Source organism: Ignavibacteriales bacterium (genome assembly GCA_026390595.1).
In the GTDB taxonomy this organism is placed as follows: domain Bacteria; phylum Bacteroidota; class Ignavibacteria; order UBA10030; family UBA10030; genus UBA9647.
Window position 1 is genome coordinate 306411 of record JAPLFQ010000005.1, and the last position, 21299, is coordinate 327709.

At 54.3% G+C, this 21299-nt stretch carries 14 protein-coding genes; all 14 read left to right on the plus strand.

Translation table 11 applies throughout. The annotated features are described in order from the left end of the window. Positions 1–48 precede the first annotated feature (48 nt). Positions 49–1770, plus strand: coding sequence for a hypothetical protein (locus tag NTU47_01875; GenBank protein ID MCX6132537.1), 1722 nt, complete (start codon positions 49–51; stop codon positions 1768–1770). 112 nt (positions 1771–1882) lie between these two features. Next, positions 1883–3043, plus strand: coding sequence for a hypothetical protein (locus NTU47_01880; GenBank protein MCX6132538.1), 1161 nt, complete (start codon positions 1883–1885; stop codon positions 3041–3043). 15 nt (positions 3044–3058) lie between these two features. Continuing rightward, a complete protein-coding gene (locus tag NTU47_01885) occupies positions 3059–4639 on the plus strand; it encodes a hypothetical protein (GenBank protein ID MCX6132539.1) in 1581 nt (526 codons plus the stop codon). A gap of 11 nt (positions 4640–4650) precedes the next feature. Beyond that, positions 4651–6930, plus strand: coding sequence for a twin-arginine translocation signal domain-containing protein (locus NTU47_01890; protein ID MCX6132540.1), 2280 nt, complete (start codon positions 4651–4653; stop codon positions 6928–6930). Between the two features lie 3 nt (positions 6931–6933). Then, positions 6934–8217 carry an aminotransferase class V-fold PLP-dependent enzyme gene (locus NTU47_01895; GenBank protein MCX6132541.1) on the plus strand — a complete coding sequence of 428 codons (1284 nt, stop codon included), beginning with the start codon at positions 6934–6936 and terminating at the stop codon, positions 8215–8217. 46 nt (positions 8218–8263) lie between these two features. Continuing rightward, positions 8264–9751 carry an FGGY family carbohydrate kinase gene (locus NTU47_01900; GenBank protein ID MCX6132542.1) on the plus strand — a complete coding sequence of 496 codons (1488 nt, stop codon included), beginning with the start codon at positions 8264–8266 and terminating at the stop codon, positions 9749–9751. A gap of 22 nt (positions 9752–9773) precedes the next feature. After that, entirely contained in the window at positions 9774–10865 is a 1092-nt protein-coding gene (locus NTU47_01905; GenBank protein ID MCX6132543.1) for a substrate-binding domain-containing protein, read from the plus strand. An 86-nt stretch (positions 10866–10951) separates the two neighbouring features. Beyond that, the gene (locus tag NTU47_01910; GenBank protein ID MCX6132544.1) at positions 10952–12184 is read left to right on the plus strand and encodes a hypothetical protein; all 1233 of its coding nucleotides are present in this window, start codon (positions 10952–10954) and stop codon (positions 12182–12184) included. Positions 12185–12216: 32 nt separating this feature from the next. Continuing rightward, on the plus strand, positions 12217–13734 hold the full coding sequence (locus tag NTU47_01915) for a sugar ABC transporter ATP-binding protein (protein ID MCX6132545.1): 1518 nt from the start codon (positions 12217–12219) through the stop codon (positions 13732–13734). Between the two features lie 67 nt (positions 13735–13801). Further along, positions 13802–15730, plus strand: a complete 1929-nt coding sequence (locus tag NTU47_01920; protein ID MCX6132546.1) for a hypothetical protein — start codon at positions 13802–13804, stop codon at positions 15728–15730. 19 nt (positions 15731–15749) lie between these two features. Then, positions 15750–17030, plus strand: coding sequence for a nickel-dependent lactate racemase (gene larA / locus NTU47_01925; GenBank protein MCX6132547.1), 1281 nt, complete (start codon positions 15750–15752; stop codon positions 17028–17030). Between the two features lie 165 nt (positions 17031–17195). Beyond that, positions 17196–17984 carry an IclR family transcriptional regulator gene (locus NTU47_01930; protein MCX6132548.1) on the plus strand — a complete coding sequence of 263 codons (789 nt, stop codon included), beginning with the start codon at positions 17196–17198 and terminating at the stop codon, positions 17982–17984. Positions 17985–18062: 78 nt separating this feature from the next. After that, on the plus strand, positions 18063–18890 hold the full coding sequence (locus NTU47_01935) for a sugar phosphate isomerase/epimerase (protein ID MCX6132549.1): 828 nt from the start codon (positions 18063–18065) through the stop codon (positions 18888–18890). After that, positions 18887–21076 carry a hypothetical protein gene (locus NTU47_01940; GenBank protein MCX6132550.1) on the plus strand — a complete coding sequence of 730 codons (2190 nt, stop codon included), beginning with the start codon at positions 18887–18889 and terminating at the stop codon, positions 21074–21076. Before NTU47_01935 ends, NTU47_01940 begins: the two co-directional genes overlap by 4 nt. Positions 21077–21299: the final 223 nt, after the last annotated feature.

Consider the following 21299-nt stretch of genomic DNA (forward strand, 5'->3'; position numbering starts at 1 on the left):
GACGGAGAAGCCTACATACACCAGCTTGCCGAACAAGGGTTCACTCATGTGACAGTCAACGGTTTAGGCGTTGACCGGCCGTTCGAAAGCGGGCCACCAGGGGACGTGTATTCATGGTTCTATGACTACAGTCCCGACCTTGATCAGTTTGTGTCGAGCCCGCTCATCGAAGGATACTACCCCAAAGAGTATCTCAAGGCAAATCTCGATTTTCTGAAATCAAATTCCGCTCTCGCTGTGAAGCATGGACTTGTCCCGGGACTCCACATCAACTCGCCTCGCTCAATGCCTGAAGAATTCTGGATGAAGTATCCATTCCTGCGAGGGGCGCGGGTCGATCATCCGAGAGAAAGCTTCCGGCCCCGCTACACGCTCGCCATGGCGCATCCCGTTGTGCAACAGCATTACCGTGCATTGGTCCAGAATCTGATGGCGGAGGTGCCGCAGCTCGGATTTATCCACATTTGGACCAACGACAGTGGGTCCGGTTTCGAGTTTGTCACATCGCTGTATGCCGGCAGGAACGGAGGCCCCTATTTGATCCGTGAGTGGAAGGGGGACGACGAAATTGCCCGAAAAGCCGCGGACAATGTGCTGACATACTATCGCATTCTGCGGGATGAAACAAGGCGGGTCAATCCGGCATGCCGGGTGGTCTGTGATCTTGGGCCATTCTACGCGGAGCGCAAGTACATTGCACCCGGACTCGGCGACGGGCTTGACGCGGGGGCGTTTGGCGGCTTCGAAGGCTCCGAGAGCAGGCAAGAACAAGAAACGCTGAAGAAGTCGGGCGCTCTGGTTCACGCCAAACTTGATCTTGCGGATAACAATGTGCTGGGTCTCCCGTATCCGGCTCTTGTCCATGAACGTCTCCGGGATGCGGCCAAATCCGGCGTGACGTGTTTGCTGGTAAATAGTGCGCCAAAGTCCCTCGTGCCGTACGATATCAACGGGGAAGTGCTTCGATCATTCCAGCAGAACCCGGAACAATTGTTTGAGGACATGCTGCTCGATGCTGCACGGGCTTGGGTTGCCGCGCCGCTTGCCCAAGACCTTGTGAGATTATGGATGCTGTCTGATGCGGCGGTCCGCGCCTACCCCTCGGGCGTTCCATACAGCACCTTTGCATTTCCGTGGTTCCGTTTCTGGGTGAGGCCGTTTGTACCAAATATCGGGGCGCTCCCGGAAGCAGAGCGGTCGTACTACGAACAGTTTCTCCTCGCAACCTTCAACAATCCGGCCCGTGTCGATCTCAACAACGACATGATGTGGAATTTCCTCACTGTGAAGGAGGCCGGGGAAAAACGCGAAGCAATTGACCGGAACGTTGTTTCTCCGCTGATCGAGGCGCTCGAAGCGGCAACAACACTGCTTCAGGGACTGACCCGGACAGAACCCACCAGGAAGGTATTTGAGGATGTACGTGACCGCCTCCGTGCCGCGCTCTGCTATTTCGTGACAATGCGCAACAGTGTAGCGTGGACGGAATCGGTGCATGGGCATCTGGAAGCACAATCGATGAGCGAGAAAGAACGGTTTAGGTCGCTCTGCCGGGCAATGATCACAAGTGAACTTGAGAACGCAAAGAACCTGCTGAAGCTGTGGAATGAAAGCAGTATCGATTGGTTGCCGGTCTCGACGTCAGGAGAATCGCTCCACATCTATGGCGATAACTTTGGCGATCTCGTGCTCCGAAAGATTACGTTGATGCAGCACCACATCGATGACGAACCGTACATCGACAAAGAGTTCATGTGGAGAATGAAGTAGACAAAGTGTAAGTTGGTAGTTTCGAGTTTCAAGTTTTGAGTTCAAAGTTTGGAGTTTGAAGGCTCACGTTGAACGCTTCACCATTCACTTGTTCTAACCAGGGACAACCATCGTGCTTCATCGCGTAGACATCCGATATCCAATCAGCGAGATGGAGAAGAGCAGAAGGAGGATGGAGGCAGCTCACAGGTTTCAGTGGTACGACAGGGCTCCGGTGTTCTTGGGGATAGAGGCGCGCTATCTTCTGCATGAGCGGGGAGTGACATTCGCGGAGTACTTTTCAGATCCCAAAACACAGTTCATTCACCAACTCGAAAACCTTAAGTGGCGCATCGAAAACACCCCGGATGATTGGTTCACACAACCCATTCTTACCATTTCTCCAGATTTTCAAAATGTCACAAACGCCAGCGGCTGCGGGGGAGAAATCTACTGGCAGGAGAACGAGACTCCGCAGGTCATCCCGCGCATCGGCACGATCGACGAACTTGCGGTCTATACGCTGCCGGATTGGCGTGACAGCTTGTGGGGAAAAAAGCTGAGTTGGTTCCATGAGATGAAGCGCCTCTCGGAGGAGGTGGATCTTACACTGAATGGAGAACGCATTCCCATCCATGTAACGATCGGGATCAACGCCGACAGTCCGTTCATGACGGCAATTGACCTTGTGGACACGAATTTCTACACTTGGATGCTTGAAGCGCCGGACCTTTGTAAGGTCTTTCTCCAGAAGATCACAGACCGTTTCATCGAGGTCGAAACCGGCTTCCGGAAGGTGGTCGGCCGCCCTGAGCAGGACGGGCTCTGCTATTCCGATGACTCTGCACAGATTATTTCGCTCGATCAGTACCGTGAATTCTGTGTACCCTCCGGCAGGCGGCTCTACGATCTCTTCGGCACAGATCGTCATGATGGCAGGATGATGCATTTATGTGGCAGAAACGTGCATTTGCACGAAGCTCTTCTCAATGATCTTCACATCACACAACTGACCGGCTACGGTTCTGGGAATGCGCCCGAAGAAATGCACGTGCTTGCAGGAAAAATCCTGTTACACGGGAATGTCGACCCGATGACGCTTTTCGAGGGATCGGTGCATGACGTTGAGCAGGAAACGGCCAAAATACTGGAAGTATTGGCAGTGCATGGCGGCATCATCCTTGGTGACGGTTATAACGTTGTTCCAGCTTCGCCTCTCTCCAATCTTGACGCTGTCCGTAAAACAAGCGAACGATTTGGACTCCCTGTTGGTAAGAGTCACATGCACACCTGAGAACAAAGAACCCCGATGAAAGAAACAGCGATACAATGCGGTCACCCACAACTTGATGCGCTCTATCCGAGGATCAAGAAGTTCCTCATGAGTGATGTCACCGAATACAACATGTTCGGAACAAAGGTCCGGGGATATCGCACTCCCGATACGCCGAGTCTCTGGATTCGCGACTACTCGGACATGATGCGCGGTTTCCGGTACTGGGAAACCGACATGAAGAGCATCGTCGATCACTTCGCCGAGACCCAGACAGCCCGGGGATGGATTTTCGACTACTTCACCATGACGCCGGAAAAAGTACCGTGCGAGAGAGAAAACTGGGCGAAGTACGTCCGCGTGCCGGTTGAAGCGGATGTAGAGTTTCGGTTCATCAAAGCCATCTATCTCGCGTGGCAGGCGACAGGCGACGACCAGTGGGTGAAGAGCCTCATGCCGGTTGTCGAGAAGGCTCTCAACTACGTTCTGACGGATGATTGGCGCTGGGACAAGAAGACAAAGCTTGTGAAAAGGGGATACACGATCGACACGTGGGACTTCGATTACACCGCAGGACGCCACCCGTGGCTGAATTTCCAGATCAACGATGATACGTACTGGGGAATTATGCACGGCGATAGCTCGGGCTTTTACGAAGCGTTTTCCCAGGTTGCGACGATATACTCAACGCTTGGTGTCCGGAAGCGTGCGCTGCACTGGAAGACATTCGCCGAGGCGTTCCGGCGCCGCGCAAACAAAGTCTCCTTCAACGGGCGGTTCTATACACACCACGTTCATCTTGTTCCGGTCATCATCGACGGGGTCGACGAAGCGGAACAAATTAGTCTCAGCAATCCGATGAACATCAATCGCGGATTGGCAACGCACGACATGGCTGTCAGCATCATCAAAGAATATCAGAAAAGGGGAAAGGCATTGTCGGCTTTTGCAGATTGGTTCAGCATCGATCCGCCGATGCCGGACGGAATCTATGGTGACGAGAAACTCGTAGCAGGCGCCTACTGCAATGGCGGTCTTCTCCCGCTGGTTGGGGGAGAACTTGCGCGCGCGGCCTTTGAGCACGGGTTTGAAGAATACGGCGTCGAGCAATTGTTGAAATATGAAAGCCTGACAAGAAACAATGAGACGTACTTATGGTACTTCCCGGACGGCAGGCAGTCGACGGTCGAGACGAGCACAAGTCCGGACGCGTCACCAACGGATGGTTGGGGTTCCTCCGCAATGTTGTACGCATTGATGGAGGGGTTGGCGGGAGTCGTGGATCAGCACAAGCTCCTTCAGAAGGTCCGGCTCTCTCCCCGATGGATTGCCGCGGGAAGAAACGAAGCGTCGGTACGCACGTCCTACGGCGCGTCGGGCGCATCGTTTGAGTATTCCTTTGGACACAACGAATCAACGAAGACCATCGAGCTAGACCTGAGCGGATCATCATCAACAAGTCTTCACACACTCCTTCCGCGCGGGACAATGGCCACGGCAGTGACAGTCAACGGAAAGAAGACACGGTTCACCAATAAGACGGTCGAAGACAGTCCCTATGTCGACGCAGATGTTGAGGTAAAGAAGAAGGCTGTCGTCGAAATCCGATATCGATAGGAAGCGCCACCATGAAAAGAAGAGACTTTCTTAAAGCTCCCGCAGCAGCAGGAGCTCTGCTCGGTACCAGCCTCCAGTTTGGAGAGGTTTCCGCAAAAGAAGAATTGTCGCCAACCCCTCAGGATCAGGTAAAACCGGAGAACCTGCAGCGCATGCACCCGGATTTTATTACATGCCTGCCCGGTGTCGAATATTTCTTCTTTGGCAATGGCGACATCACGGGGGTGGTTCAACACTGCCCGAAAGACAGCAGCGGATCATTCCTCGGATTTACGTTCATGAATCCGGGGCTCTTCAGCAGAAAATGGAGCACCTATCTCTATCATCCCGAGCGGGGTTTTACGAACACGCGTTTTGGCGTTACAATTGAAGAAAGCGAAACAGGCAGCCCCAAAAAAGACGGAATGTACACCGGCGTAAAGGGGTATTCGGTCACGCCCGAGAATTTCGTATCGATGCAATGGAAATACACCGAAAACGTCCCGATTGCTTCTCTTCACTGGAAAGCCGGAGAGTGCGAGATAGAGGAGGAGTTCTTTGCTCCGAGCGAGGGGTCTGTTCTTTTCCGGAGGGCAACCGTGAAGAACGCGTCAGCCAGACCGCTGCGTGTTCGTCATGGCCTGTCGTTGTATGCGAACTTCGGTCTCTTTGATCAAATCTATGTCGATGAAAAAGAGAAGGCGGCCTTCGCACGCGGACTTGCAAAGATGAAATTGTTCACGCTTGAAAAAGAGGCAACCGTCGCCGGTCGTTACGATGTGCGCGTTGACGCCGGAATCATTGCTCCGGGCGAGTCACGCCAGGCAACATACGTGTACTGCCTGAATGACGGAGAGAAAATATTCAAGAAAAAAACCTTCGAGGTCCTTTGGAAGAACACCGTACGCTATTGGAGCGCAAAGGGGATTCTGGAAACCGGCAACAAAGAATTTGACGATCTCTGGAAGGTCTCCAAAACAGGTCTGCGGTCGGTGATGGGCAACAATGCGCGCATGGACGCCGGTGTGTGGGAGTACAACATGGAGTGGGTGATCGACCATCTGTGGGCGGCGATCGGGTTTCTCCGTTCCGGGTTTGTGGATGAAGCGCGCCTGCTTGTCGAAAGTAATCTCAAAAATGCCATCGGTTTCGACGGCCGCACGATTGAATCGAGCCGCTGGTTCGGTTACGACTACACGGAGCTGAATCAAAACGGCAGCCTGGTCCATAGCGTATGGGAGTACCTTTGCTGGACGGGAGATTACGCCCTGGTAAAAAAATACTGGGACAAGATTAAACTCTGCGCTGAATTTCCGCTCCAGGATGTTTTCTTCGACAAGCGGGCGCGCATGGTTCATAACAAGAGAGAATTCTGGGAACGCAGCGATCCCCATGGCATCGAAGATGGATTCGAAATGGCGTACCAGTTCTGGGTTATCATGGGATTGGAGAAGGGAGCCGAGATCGCCGAGGCCATTCACGATCGCGCTACCGCCCGCACATGGCGACAAAAGGCGCGCGGGATGAAAGAATCCATGCTCACCGACCCCACGTTCAAGATGATCGAGAATGGACGCCTCATTAAACGCAGGAAAAGAAATGGAGAATGGCAGAAACTGAGCGTACCGCCCAATCGCGGTGCGATGCCTCCGGGTTCGCCGCTCGCGATTGACGAAACCCCCGCATTGGATCCGGACACCGTGGTGGCGTTCCCGATCATCTTCGGGATGATCGATCCGAAGAGCGAACTGTCACTCAAAACACTCGAGTGGGTCGAGACACTGTGGAGTCAGCAGTGGCCGGAAGGCGGTTACGGGCGCTACAACACGCACAGCGAGCCCGATCCTCCGGCTGCATGGCCGTTCAACTCGGTGATGGTCGCCCGGGCGCATGCCGAAGCCGGCAATGACGAAAAAGTCTGGCGCGTGCTTCATTGGCTGACAAACCTGCCGGCTGGAAAATCAGGCTCGTGGTTCGAACATTTGGGACACAGCATCACGCCCCCCGCGCCCCCCGTTGGCATTGTCGGGTGGATTTGGTATGAGATCATGGCTTTGTATGTTCATCAGATCGTCGGACTCAGGCCCGAGCTGGACAGGCTGGTTGTTCGTCCGCTCCTGATCAAGGGGCTTGACGACATCCGCTCGACACACATCGTTCGAAAAACGAAAGTCTCAGTGCACATCTGGCGGTCCAAAGAGAAGACTTCCGCGCGCGTCAACGGCAAAGATGTTGCGGTCACAAACGGAGCTATTTCAATTCCCTATCCATCGAAGGGGACACTCACGATCGATTTTACTATTGCAGGATGACACATGAAACGAAACGATTTCTTCAAAACCGTTCTGGGAACGCTCGCGTTTACCAGCATTCCGGGGTTCAAGCAGAAAGACACGCTTGATCAAAACTCACCTCCCGTCTGGCCGACTGCCAGTCCGGACGATGAGCTGTTCTGGAAAGTCCTCCGGGGGCAATTTCCCCTCACCGATGAGCGGGCGTACATGAACACTGGGGGGCTTGGCGCGTCTCCCTTTGCGGTCATTGATGCTGTCAAAGCAAAGATGGATGAGCTTGAGAAAGTCTCGGAAACGGGTCACTCGGAGGAGCTATGGAGGGACGTCAAAGCAGCCGCGGCTTCGCTGCTTGGATGTGACGCAGGGGAGCTGGCTTTCACCCGGAATGCCACAGAAGGTATCAATATTGTCTGCAACGGATTGCCGTTGAAACGTGGTGACGAAATAATTACTACCACCCATGAACACGTTGGCAATGTAGTCCCCTGGTCGGCGTTGGTGCGGCGGGAGGGAGTTGTCGTCAAGCTGTTCGAGCCGTCTGCAGCGTCAGCACAGGAAAACATAGACCGCGTGGCGAAGCTCATCACACCGAGGACACGGCTGATCAGTATTCCGCATGCCACGACGACGGTTGGTCTCATCCTTCCGATCAAAGCGCTGGCCGATCTGGCGAAATCCAGGAACATCTGGCTGTTTGTCGACGGCGCGCAAACCGCGGGAATGTTTCCGTTCAACCTCCACGAGCTTGGCTGCGACGCCTACGCAACAAGCGGGCATAAGTGGCTGCTCGGTCCAAAAGAAACCGGTCTGTTGTATGTTCGCAGCACCATGCTCGATGTGATACAACCGAAATTCACCGGGGCATACTCTGCCGATGAGTTTGACCTGGCCAAGGATACATTGAAATTCCACCCGACAGCTCAACGCTACGAATTTGGGACCGTGAGTGTTCCTCTCCGGTTTGGACTCGGAGCGGCGATCAAGTTCATGCAACGGATTGGTATGGAAAACGTCTGGAGAAGGGATCAGGCGCTTTCTACGCGGCTTTTCAAGGGACTGCAGGCAATACCATTCATTAAAGTTCTCTCTCCAGCACATGATGCCGAGCGAAGCGCTCTCATTACCATGCAGCATGAGAAACTACCGCACCTGGAGCTTCAAAGCCATCTTGACAAATTCAATCTCCGGACGCGGGGCGTGAGCGAAGGCCGAGTAAACGGGCTTCGGATTTCGACTCACATCTATAATTCAATGGAAGAAGTAGACCGTGTCCTGGAAGCCACGCGAAGCGCGTGGAAAGCGTAACCAGCTAGTATTCTAAGTTCTACAATGAAAGAGGGGGGCATCTATTATGTATGCTCTTGGTTATGATGTTGGAAGTTCGTTCATCAAAGCGGCAATTGTCGATGTGGAACAGGGCACAGTGGTATCTTCCGTCTCGTATCCGGACAAGGAGATGGTCATCAATTCTCCTGTTGCGGGGTGGGCTGAGCAAGATCCGCATTCGTGGTGGGATGCCATCGTTGGCGCAACCCGCCTGGCCGCATCCCGGGCGTCAATCTCACTGCAGGATATCCGGGCGATAGGAATTTCCTATCAGATGCATGGACTCGTGCTCGTTGATCGAGATGGTCGAGCCTTGCGACCTTCGATTATCTGGTGCGACAGCCGCGCGACGGAAATCGGGCGAAAGGCGTTTTCCGAAATCGGCGAACCGGTGTGTCTGAAAGAAATGCTCAATTCACCCGGCAACTTCACCGCGTCAAAACTGCGCTGGGTCAAGGAACACGAACCGCAGATCTACGCAAAAGTGCACAAGATTCTCCTCCCGGGAGAATACGTGGCCTTGCGTCTCACGGGTGAATGCAGGACGACAATTTCAGGTCTCTCGGAGGGAATATTCTGGAACTTTCCCGGGAACGACGTGTCGGAGAGAATTCTCTCGTACTACGGCTTGAACAAAGACCTCTTGCCGGAGCGTGTTCCTACCGTGGGATTTCAGGGAGCGCTGACAGAGCAGGCAGCCCGCGAACTTGGATTGAAAGCAGGCATCCCAATCGCGTACCGGGCCGGCGACCAGCCGAACAATGCGCTGTCTCTCAACGTCCTTCAGCCTGGAGAGATCGCAGCAACGGCCGGCACTTCGGGCGTCGTCTATGCTGTCAGCGGGTCGCTGAACTGCGATCCGCAGTCCCGCATCAATGCATTCGCGCATGTCAATCACACGCCGGAAGCCCCGAGGGTGGGAATTCTCCTGTGCATCAATGGAACCGGAATCTCGAATAGCTGGATTCGAAGGCTTGCGGGTGAAGTGGATCTCACCTATGAGAGAATGAATCAGGTTGCGGCGTCAGCCCCCGTGGGTTCAAAAGGGCTTTCGATCCTGCCGTTTGGCAACGGGGCGGAGCGGATGTTTCGTGACAAGGATGTTGGCGGATCGGTTCACGGATTGAATTTCAATATGCAGTCGAAGCCCGAGCTGTTCAGAGGTGTGCAGGAGGGGGTGGCGTTCTCGTTCAAATACGGGATCGAGATCATGCAATCCCTCGGTATTCAACCCACGGTGCTGCGTGCCGGTGCGGCAAACATGTTTCTGAGTCCAATATTCTGCAAAACGCTGGCGAGCGTCGCCGATGTCCAGATCGAATTGTACAACACCGACGGCGCGCAGGGTGCCGCGCGCGCTGCGGGCGTCGGCGCCGGGCTTGTCCCATCCATGAAAGAGGCGTTTCGCGGTCTTTCACGCGTCCAAAGGGTTGAACCTGAAACGAATAAAGACGATTATCTCGAAGCCTATCATCGCTGGCTTATCCCATTAGAACGGGTTCTGCACAACTGAGAGCCCTCCGAGGCAAAACACCATGAAAAGAATTCTTGCTGTACTTTTGTTCGGCTTGTCATCGCTCCTGCTCGTTGGCTGCGGCGGCAACAACCAGAAGACCGCATCGACAGCCGACAGCAGTTACACCGTTGGCTTCCTGATGGAGACATATGATCTCGACCGGTGGAAGCGGGATGAATCGTACTTCGGCGACAAATCGCGATCGTTCGGGATGACCGTCTTGCGCGCCGTGGCAGACGCCGACCAGGACCGACAGAACAAGCAGGCAGAGACTCTTCTCACGCAGGGGGTCAACGTTCTTGTTGTCGTACCGAAGAACCTGAACACCGCGGCCCGCATTGTAACAAGCGCGCACGAGAAAAATGTTCCGGTGCTCGCGTACGACAGGCTGATCGTCGGGTGCGATCTCGATATGTATATCACCTTCGACAACGAGAAAGTAGGATATCTTCAGGCCGAGGGGGTCCTGCAGAAGGTCCCCGAAGGAAACTTCATTCTGCTTGGCGGAGCAGCATCGGATAACAATGCGAAGCTTCTGCGGGAAGGCCAGCTCAGAGCGATCAAGGAGCACGAACTGAAGACAAAGAAAAAGATCACGATCCTCGCGGATCCGTTCCTCGATGATTGGGATCGCGAAGAAGCCCGCCGACGAATTGGAAATCTGATCACGAAATTCAACGCCGAGAAGAAGAGGATTGACGCTATCATTGCCTCCAACGATGCAACAGCCGGTGGAGTTGTGGCTGCGCTGCAGGCCGAGAAGATGGATCGGAAAATCCCCGTCTCCGGCCAGGATGCAGAACTCCAGGCGTGTCAAAGAATCGTTGAGGGAACTCAAGCCGTCACTGTGTATAAACCCGTGCAATTGCTTGCGGAGGTTTCGGCTCAGGTGGCCCACCGGCTTGCGAAGAAAGAGCGGCCGGAGGACATCATCAGGGCGCTTGGGTACACGGTGAACTATCTCGACAACGGGTTCAAAAAGGTGCCGTCGATATTTCTCGAGCCCGTTTTCGTTACAAAGGATAATATCATGAAGACCGTTGTTGCAGATGGATGGCAGACGGTGGAGAAAATCTATGCAGGCGTGCCAAAGAATCAGTGGCCGAAGTAGCCCGAAGTTCTTTTCGGGACCGGAGGAATGCATGATGGTTAGGCGGGAAACGGGAAACGGGAAACGTAAGACGTGAGAAGATTTCCATGAGCGAACCGCGTTTCGGCGTAAAACTCAATCTTCGTGTGGCGTCGATGATCATCATCCTGGTGGTGATGTGGATCTTCTTTCGGCTGCAGGTTGGTGAGTTCTATTTCAGCGGAGAGAGCATCGCGAAGCTGAGCCGCGACATGGCGAGCTGGACCATCCTCGCGGCAGGGATGACGCTTGTCATCATCGCGGGCTATATCGATCTCTCAGTTGGTTCGCTTCTTGCGCTGGTTGCTGCTTCGGCAGCCCTGATGATGAACCCTGAGTATGGTCCCGGACTCCCGGCGAACACGGCCATCCCGATTGCGCTCGCAATTGGGACGATTCTGGGCGCGTTCCAGGGGGTGCTCGTTTCGTACTTCGCCATACCATCGTTCATTGTGACTCTGGGGGGCATGTTCGTGTTTCGGGGCATTACTCAAAAGGTCAGCGAATTCGATCCGAGGATTCCGGCAGGAAACTGGGTTGTCTCGCTTGGTTTCGACTACGTGCCCGCCGGAACGGGGTATGCGATCGCCTGCCTCATCACTCTTCTCATCGCTGTTCTTCTGGTGGTTGGGAGGAAAAAACGCAAGCGGATGAATCTTCCGGCCCTCAACATCCCTGCGCTCGTTGGCATCATGGTGCTCGTCGCGGCCTTTTTGGTGGGAATGGTCTACAAGATGAATGAATACAAGGGGATTCCGAACCAGACGCTCGTGATGGCAAGCATACTGGTCCTTCTTCATGTGATCTCAAAACAGACAACATTTGGCCGGTACCTTTTTGCAATAGGCGGCAACGTGGAAGCAGCAAGAGTATCGGGCATCAAGGTTGAGCGGAAGACTGTCGCCGTCTTCGCCTTGATGGGTTTCCTCGCGGCGGTCGCCGGAATTGTCTGGATGGCTCAAAACCAGGGATCGACCAAGAACGGAGGGCAGTACTACGAACTGTATGCGATCGCAGCGGCAATCATTGGCGGCACGAGCCTCCTGGGCGGCCGCGGGTCGATTTTCGGTACGTTCCTTGGCGGACTCGTGATGGCGACGGTCATCCAGGGCATGGATTACACAAGCCTTGAAAACTGGCTGCAACTCGTTGTCCGCGGAAGCATTCTTGTCTTCGCTGTCGGGCTTGATGTGATTGCAAAGAATCCCCCTCCCTGGGTGCGACGGTTGCGAAGCCGGTTGTGGAAACGAATCAAGCCCGGAACTGCGCCGCACGAAGAGACATCGCGTCCTTCCCAGTAACGTACACTCTGGTGTAATGAAGTGAAATACTCATGGCACCCATAGTCGAATTCGAACATATCACCAAGCGGTTCGGTGGAACGACAGCGCTCGACGCTGTCAGCTTCTCCATCCGAAAAGGGGAAATCCACGCGCTGATGGGGGAAAACGGCGCGGGAAAATCCACGTTGATGAAAATACTTTCCGGCGTCCTCTCAAAGGACTCCGGCAGCATCACTGTCGCTGGAACAAAGACTTCATTCAAGAACGCTGTCGATGCACAACATGAGGGCATCAGCACGGTCTATCAGGAACCGCATCTCGTTCCCCACATGACGGTGGCCGAGAACATCTTCCTCGGCCGGGAACCCACCAGGATGCCCGGCTTCGTGGACTTCAATACGCTCAATGCGCGGACCAAAGAAACACTTGCCCGGCTTGAGCTCAATATCTCTCCGACGACGACACTGGCGGACCTGAGTCCCGCCGACATCCAGCTCGTCCAAATAGCACGAGCCATAGCGTTTTCGACGAAGATTCTTGTCCTCGACGAGCCGACGGCCTCAATTACAGAACACGAGACGGAAATCCTCTTTGACCTGCTGAAGAAACTTAACGCCGGCGGATTGACAGTTCTCTATGTCTCGCATCGGTTGAAGGAAATCTTCGAATTGTGCCATCGCGCCAGCGTTTTGCGGGACGGCCACTATGTTGGGACCGTTGAGGTGGCAACAACGACTGAGAAGGAAATCATCAAAATGATGGTAGGGCGGGATCTCAAAGAGATGCCCGCCGGCTCCGAGCGAAAAGAGCCTTCCGACGTGAAACTGAACGTTCAGGGAATGTCTGTCAGCGAATCATCGATCCGCGTGCGCAATGTTTCATTCAACGTGCGCAAAGGAGAGATCGTCGCGCTGGCAGGCCTGGTAGGTTCCGGGCGGAGCGAAGTTGCAAAAACCATCTTTGGCTTGCACCGGATGGATTCCGGCACCATAGAGATCAATGGCTCGCGGGTGGAGATCAGGAATCCGGAGGATGCGATCCGGCGTGGAATATCGCTTGTGCCGGAGGACAGGAAAGGAGAGGGACTCATCTCCATTCAATCGGTGAAGCACAATATTTCGCTGACCGGCCTGCGACTTCTCTCGCGATTGGGTTTTATCAACGGACCATCGGAGACGACGCTTGCGCGCACGAGTTCGGCACAATTTTCCATCAAGAGTTCTTCGGAAGAGGCAGAAGTCTCGACTCTGAGCGGCGGAAATCAGCAGAAGGTGGTTCTCGCAAAATGGCTCTGGCTCAAGCCCACGATCCTGATGCTCGACGAGCCGACCCGGGGCATCGATGTGGGGGCAAAGGCAGAGATTCATCATCTCATCATCGAGTTGGCAAGGAGCGGCGTTGCGGTCGTGCTTATCTCTTCTGAGCTCCCCGAGGTACTCAGGCTTGCAGACCGGATTTACGTGATGCGTGATGGAACAATCACAGGGGAGCTTCAGAGGTCTGATGCAAGCCAGGAGGCGATTATGCATCTGGCTGCCATTGGAATTAAGGAATCGGCGCGAGCATGATGCCCGTCAAGACGTTTGAGAAAAGAGTTGTTGTCACCTTCGTCATCTAACCTCGAAAGGAAACCGCATGAAGTCAGTTAACACCTTTGACCTGATCGTGGTCTTCACGTACTTCCTGATCATTATGGGGATCGGTCTCTTCTTCATGAAAGTGAACAAAGGAGGAAAGGAGTATTTCACCGGCGGCAGCATGATACCGTGGTGGATGTCCGGCATCTCTCTGTATATGGGAAACTTCAGCGCGTGGTTGTTCACGGGCGCCGCAGGGTTCGCGTATACCACCGGATGGTTCACGATTTTCTATTTCGCAATCAGTCCAATTGCCTATTGGGCTGGTTCAAGCCTGACGGCTGCGAAGTGGAGGCGCACGCGCTCGATTTCTCCACTTGAGTACACACTTACGCGCTACAACATCACCACGCAGCAATTTCTCAGCTGGGTGATCGCGACAAACTTCACGCTTTCTGCCGGCGTCCAGCTTGCATCGACGTGCAAACTCTTCGCACCCATCATCGGGTTTGACCTGACGGTGATCGTCATCATGATCGGGAGTGTCGTCATGCTTCACAATTTCCTTGGCGGTTTGTGGGGCGACATGGCTATGGATGTTGTCCAGGGGGTCATCCTGGTTGGCATTACATTCATCGTGATGCCCCTCAGTCTGAATTTGATCGGCGGGATAGGAACCTTGTTCGATAAACTTCCCGCGCTTTCATTCGATCATACATACAACGACGTCCACTACACGGAACACTGGTTGCTCTCCATCCTCATCATTACAACCCTCGGCTTTGCGGCCGGAGGTGCCCAGAGGTTCTATTCCGTCAAGGACGAAAAGAGCGCTAAGCGGGTCGGCAGGATGGCTGCGGTGCTTGCGTTGTGCACCCCTCTCGTGTTCGGAATCCCGCCTTTGGTGGCGAAAGTCTACTGGCCCAACCTGAGCGAGATTGAGTTCTTCACTCCGTTCATCGGGAAGAACCCGCAGGATCTCGTCTTTGTTGGGTTGGTCATGAAGCTCCTGCCTCACGGGCTGATCGGTGTCTTCATCGCTGCGATGCTCGCGGCCACCATGACGACCTTGAGCACCGTGTACAACATGGTTTCATCGATCATTTCCCACGACATCTACAAAGGAATGTTTCGGCCGAACCTCGACGACAAACAGTTACTGAAGGTGGGTCGTATCGCCGCGATCACGATCGGTATCATCGTGATGACGCTCGCGGTGTTCTTTGTTACAAGCAAGTTTGGCATCTTCAATCTTATGCAGGCGTTCTTCACACTCTTCAATATTCCCGTGGTTGTCCCGCTTGCATTCGGTCTGATTTTCCGCCGCGTCCCCAAATGGTCAGCTGTCGGCGCAATAACCTGGGGTCTCATCACCGGAGCAACGGTCAAGTTCTTGCTTGGCTGGGACATTGGTCCGCAAGTGTATCTCGCCTTTGCGATGACGTTTGGAATCTTTGCAACGTCACAATGGACGGCGGAGCTATACAAGAAGAACAAAACTCTTTTGGGTCTGATTTCTGCAACAATTGCGATTGGTTTGGCCATTCTGTTTTCACGTGCAGTCGTCGGCAATCCGCTCGGCCTCGATCCCCAATTGCAGATTGGGCTTGCCTATCTGAGCGCTCTCTCGCTGGGAGCGAGTCTTTTCTTCTTTGCGCGGTTGTTTGCGGCAGAGAAAGATGAGGAACGAAAAATCGTCGAAGAGTTCTTCAAGAAGGTGGACACGCCGATTGATGTGGCAAAGGAAGTGTACGGTGGCGGACGGCGGCAGGTTTCTACAATGCCCCTTGTTGGCCGCACGGTCATCTTCCTCGGGTTCCTGGTAGCGGCGGCGTTCTTTACTCACCTGGAGCAACTGGAATTTGTGGCAGTAACGGCGATGGTGCTCATTCTGTGGGGATTTGGGGGGTCGCTCTGGATCTTTGGCAAGAGGGCTGAGCGGAAAGAGGAAGAAGAAAGAGCCTTGTTGGCGCAGACGGTAACATGAAAGTGAGCGTGCGATTACTGTGAAGATCCATCTTGCATACGGCAAGCACGGGCTGGATATTGAAGTGCCGGACAAGAATCTGGCCAAAGTACTTACGCTCGGCACCACCACGCCGCTGGCGCATCCTGAACAGAGCATTGAGAAGTCTCTTCTCACTCCCATAGGGTCACCGCCGCTGAGCGAACTGGCGGGGAATGCCAGGAGCGTCTGTATCGCGGTCTGCGACATTACGCGCCCGGTGCCGAACAAACAACTGCTTCCGCCGATACTCCGGATCCTGGAAGAAGGCGGCGTTGTGCAGGAGAAGATCACGATTCTCATCGCGACCGGGCTTCATCGGCCCAGCACATCTGCAGAGAAGGAGTTGATGCTCGGTCGTGAAATCGTCTCTCGGTACCGGGTTGTCGATCATCAGGCGAGTGTTCGTGAAGAGCAGGCGTACCTCGGCGTTACGAAGAAGAACACGCCGGTCTTCATCGACAAATGGTACGTCGAAGCGGACCTGAAGCTGACTGTCGGTTTCATCGAGCCGCACCTGATGGCTGGCTTTTCAGGCGGACGCAAATTGATAGCGCCGGGAAACGCGGGCGAGGAGACGATCAAGGTGCTCCACAGTCCTAGGTTTCTTGACGATCCACTGTGCCGGGAGGGATCCATCGAGCACAATCCCCTGCACCATGAACTTCTGGAAATTGCACGGATGGCGGGGCATGATTTCATGATCGATGTGTCGCTTGATGCGGGCAAGAACATCACGGGTGTATTCGCGGGGGATCCGCTCCAGGCTCATGCCGCGGGCGTCGAGGCTGTGCGCGGATTCGTCAGAGCTACGATACCCGCGCCAGCGGATATCGTCATCACGACGAGTGCGGGATTTCCACTTGACCTTACCTACTATCAGGCCATCAAGGGGATGACAGCAGCCCTTCCGGTACTCAGGAAAGGGGGAATGCTCATCCTGGTGGCGGAATGTGCCGAAGGATTGGGGGGAGAGCAATTCACCACGATGGCGACGCGGTTCGGCACGGCACAGGAATTCGATGATTGGATTCACAACAATCCCGTTGAAATAGATCAGTGGCAGTTGCAGGAGTGCGCAAAAGCGGCGCGCATGGCGGACGTTGTTGTCGTCGCGAGCGGTATTCAGGATTCGCAGAAGGACAAGCTCTTCGTTCAATCGGCATCGACTGTCGAAAAGGCGATCAAACGAGGTCTGAAAAAGTTTGGTGAGGACGCGACCATTGCCGTCATACCGAAGGGTCCTTACACCCTCGTGGAGTTGGAACATCCGTCTGCGTGAGGGGTCCAAATCGGACCTCTCATAGTTGGGAACACTCAAAAGCACCGTCATTCAAGGACAATCTCGCCGGGATTCCCCGAAGCTGTTTCTTGACATCCGCGGTTTATTCTGTTATCATTCTTCACGCCTTAATTAAACACCATTCAATTAGCAAAATGATGCCCTATGGCACTCAATTACACCGTCCCCGCGGTCGATCGTGCGATAAAGGTTCTCGAAATTCTCTCTTCCGCCCAGCAGGGCATGTCGCTTGCCCAACTCGCATCCCAGACAAAAGTACCGAAGAGCACGATGTTTCGCATACTCCATACGCTTCATGAGCATTCGGTCATCACCGAGGACAAAGAGCGAAAGCTCTTCACCCTCGGCATGAAACTGCTTGGTTGGGGAAACGCGGCCCTGTCCCGAATCGATCTCAAGACGATTGCACACCAGCACCTCCTCAAACTTGCCCACGAAACCCGGGAGAGTTTCTATCTGGCGCTTCTCGATCACGATGAGGTCGTTCTCGTCGATCGTGCCGACACGCCCGAGATTTGGAAAATGGTGACGCGGCTTGGCAGCAGGTCTCCCTTCCACTGCACAGCAACAGGGCTTGTGATCGCGGCGGCCATGACGGACGAAGCTGTCGACGAGATGATACAACGCCATGGCTTCAGGAAATTCACACCCAAAACGATTGCGACCGCTGCGAAACTCAAGAAACGTCTCAATGAAGTGCGCCACCTTGGGTATGCGGTCTGTGACGGCGAGTATAAAGCAGACCTGTGCGCGATCGCCGTCCCGTTGTGGGATCACTCCGGCAAGGTTGTGGCTTCGCTCATGACCGCCATTTCTTCGGAACGCAGCAGTAAGGACAAAAAACTCGTCGAGACTCTTGCCGCCATCCTCAAGCGTGAGTCGGAATTGATCTCGAGGCGTATCGGTTTCGAAGCAGTTGCGACCAAAGAATAACACCCTGAATGCTGTTCGCTCCCGCGGTGACGCGCGCACAGAGCGAAACAGACGACATCACTCAATGGAAGTACTTTCATGAATCGCATAGCGCTGGGCATCGTAAGTGACGAGGTGTCACCTGATTTTGGTGAGGCCGCGCACCACGCAGCTGAATGGGGCATTTCTATCTTTGAAATCCGCGTCCTGAAAACAGGGCGCATCCCCGCAGTCGATCAGTCCGAGCTGCGTGAAATCAAGACACTTGTCAAGAATAACGGTCTGGCGGTCACCGCGCTCTCACCGGGAATATTCAAACTCCCCTTGTCGCAGACTGCCGGTCTGGAGAAAGAACTCTCGACCACACTTCCGAAAACACTGGACCTGGCACGTGAGTTTGGCACATCCATGATAATTGTGTTCGGATTTCAACGCGAGCAGAACGAAAGTGCTGACAATTTCTTCCGGGCAACAGAACTGATGGCGCGGGCGGCAGAGGTCGCTCAGAAGGAAGGAGTGAAGCTTGTCGTTGAGAACGAGCCGGGATTCTGGTGTGACTCAGGTGCAAATACGGCGAAGCTTATCGGTACCGTCAATTCTCCGTCGCTGCGCGCGAACTGGGATCCGTGCAACGGATACGGAACGCCGGAAACGCCGTATCCTGACGGCTACAATTCGGTGAAGGCACTCATCGCGAACGTACACGTGAAGGATACGAGCGAAGGAGCCCTTATCCGATGCGTCCCCGTGGGTGAAGGAGCGATCGATTGGAAGGGACAGTTGAAAGCTATTGTCCGTGATCAGATCGTACAACACGTGACGATCGAAACGCACTGCCTCCCCCTGATCGACAAATCAAGGCAAAACGTGATCACGCTGAACAACTATCTGGCTGAGGTGTATGCCGAACTGGAGATCAAAACATGAGTTTGGAACGACGGGATTTCCTGAAGTATGCCGGGATGGGTGCGATCGCTACGACGTTACGCCCCTCTTTCGATACGCTGCAAGATGCTCCACTGAAGAATGAACAAAAAATCGACCGGGATTTTCGGACAAACAATCCCGGCCTTGAGTATTACATGCTCGGCAATGGTCAGATTCTCTTTGCAGTGCAAACCGCCCCGACGCCCGAGTCCGGCACTCATTGCGGATTGCTCTTCATGTCTTCGGAGCATTTCGCCCGGAAGATGAGCACATACCTTTTTCATCCGGAACGGGGATTGCAGAATACCAGGTTTACGGCGATGGTTGACGGCAAGGGCTATACGCCTGAATTTGCAAAGTCGACGGTGCGATGGGAGTTTCCGGATCGCGTGCCGACCATCGTGATGGAATGGGAAGCAGGGAACTGCACTGTGCGGGAAGAACTGATGTGCCCCAGCCAGGATGCCGCGCTGGTGAGGAGCGTGACGATTGAGAACAAAGGGTCGGTTTCCGCCAACGTTTCCGGCTCTATTCTTCTGTACCCCAACCTGATGTTCTTTGACGATTATCATGTCGATCGCGCATTGGGAACGCTGCAGGCAAAAGGGTATGGGACGATGGAAATGTTCTGTCTCGGCGAGGCCACAGCCGGTGACAGGCATCTGAACGTCAAGTTCGGCGAGATTCCGGCCGGCGGCAAGAAAACCTCCATTGTCGCACTGACACTCGACGTCCCCCGCGCGAAGTTCGAGAAAAAAGGCCTCCCCGCCATGATGAAAGAAACGAAGAAGTACTGGAGCCAGCGGGCGGTGTGTGAAACAAATCATGAGGGTCTCAACCACCTGTTCAACAGCTCCGTGCGTGGATTGAGAGCGGCGGTTGCCCGATCCGGCAAAATGGATGCAGGAATCTGGCAATACAATTTTGAATGGGTCCGCGATCAAAGCATGATCGCCATCGGCAGCGTTCTCTCCGGCCACATCGATGTCGCCGATATTTCCCTGCGCAGAATTTTCGATCGTTCGATCGACGACGAAGGCCGCGCGAGGGACGCGAGCAGACAGAGACCACCCGAAACTGCCGAGCTGGATCAGAACGGTCAGCTCCTGTACGCGCTGTGGATGCATTGGGTGTGGACAGGCGACCAGTCGATCATCAAACGCTACTGGCCAAAGATCAGAGCGGTGGCAAACTATGTTCTGAAACCGGAGTTCCTCGATCCTGCGACAGGGCTCGTGAAAAATTCCCGGGAGTTTTGGGAGCGCGACCCTGCGTTCGGCGTCAAAGAAGGTTATGAACACACCTATCAGGTCTGGAACATCGTCGGTTTGCAGGCAGCCGCAGATTTCGCCCGCCAGATGAAGGACAACGCGAGCGCGAAAAAATGGATTGAGGCTTCATCGAAAATGAAGAGCTCGTTCCTCAACCATCCGAAGTTCTCGTTCGTGGATGATGGCATGTTCATCAAACGAAGACTGATGAACGGCGACGTCCAGAAGACATTCGAGCCGCCGAATCGAAAGTCGATGCCGCCGGGAGTTCCGCTGAATGTTGAAAAGGTATCCTACTGCGATCCCGACAGCGCAAGCGTCTATCCGATTATCCTTGGTCTCATCGACCCAAAAAGTCCGGTTTCCATCAAGACCCTCGAATCCATGGAAATACTCTGGAATCAGCGGTGGACCACAGGAGGATACGCACGGTACAACGTGACGTCGGAACCCGACTCCCCCGGATCGTGGCCCTTCGCGACCATGATGATCGTCCGGGCATACTATGAGGCGGGCGACGACGAAAAGGTATGGCGCGGGCTCGACTGGCTGCTGAAAGCGCCAGGCGGAAAAGCGGGAGCATGGTTCGAGTGTCATGCAGATCGTCCGGTCCCGCCGCTTCCACCGCTGGGCATTGTGCCCTGGACGTGGGCGGAGATAGTGATGTTTCTCGTGCACCACCTCGTTGGTGTTCGCCCTTCGCCGAATGAACTTGTTATACACCCGAGGCTCCTGAAGGGATTGAGTACCGTCCACACATCGCTTACGCTGCGCGGCCAGAAGATCGATCTCACGATTGCGAAAGCAGAGAAAGAACCATCTGCTCTTGTCAATGGCAGGAAGGTGCCGTTGGTCAACGGTGAACTGAGGCTGCCGCTTCCACAGCAAGGGCTTACAATTGAAATGAAGGTGTGAGTTGTAGGCTGAAACTGATTTCGGGCTGTTGAAGAACATGATGGTGAAAAGTGAGAAGTGAGACGGAAGACGAGGCACAAGTTGTATCGTCCTGGAAAAAGTTGACAGGTAATCATTTACCGATCGACAGGAGCCAGGACCATGGAAAAGGTAGTTCGTCAATACAGTTCCGCATTTAGAGAAGCCGTGGTTGCAGATGTGACATCAGGGCAGTATACTGTTC

Bases quoted from the DNA above. Each gene is read 5' to 3' on its own strand.
- NTU47_01885 (MCX6132539.1), top strand. From the start codon at position 3,059: ATGAAAGAAACAGCGATACAATGCGGTCACCCACAACTTGATGCGCTC.
- NTU47_01890 (MCX6132540.1), top strand. From the start codon at position 4,651: ATGAAAAGAAGAGACTTTCTTAAAGCTCCCGCAGCAGCAGGAGCTCTG.
- NTU47_01895 (MCX6132541.1), top strand. From the start codon at position 6,934: ATGAAACGAAACGATTTCTTCAAAACCGTTCTGGGAACGCTCGCGTTT.
- NTU47_01900 (MCX6132542.1), top strand. From the start codon at position 8,264: ATGTATGCTCTTGGTTATGATGTTGGAAGTTCGTTCATCAAAGCGGCA.
- NTU47_01905 (MCX6132543.1), top strand. From the start codon at position 9,774: ATGAAAAGAATTCTTGCTGTACTTTTGTTCGGCTTGTCATCGCTCCTG.
- NTU47_01910 (MCX6132544.1), top strand. From the start codon at position 10,952: ATGAGCGAACCGCGTTTCGGCGTAAAACTCAATCTTCGTGTGGCGTCG.
- NTU47_01915 (MCX6132545.1), top strand. From the start codon at position 12,217: ATGGCACCCATAGTCGAATTCGAACATATCACCAAGCGGTTCGGTGGA.
- NTU47_01920 (MCX6132546.1), top strand. From the start codon at position 13,802: ATGAAGTCAGTTAACACCTTTGACCTGATCGTGGTCTTCACGTACTTC.
- NTU47_01930 (MCX6132548.1), top strand. From the start codon at position 17,196: ATGGCACTCAATTACACCGTCCCCGCGGTCGATCGTGCGATAAAGGTT.
- NTU47_01935 (MCX6132549.1), top strand. From the start codon at position 18,063: ATGAATCGCATAGCGCTGGGCATCGTAAGTGACGAGGTGTCACCTGAT.
- NTU47_01940 (MCX6132550.1), top strand. From the start codon at position 18,887: ATGAGTTTGGAACGACGGGATTTCCTGAAGTATGCCGGGATGGGTGCG.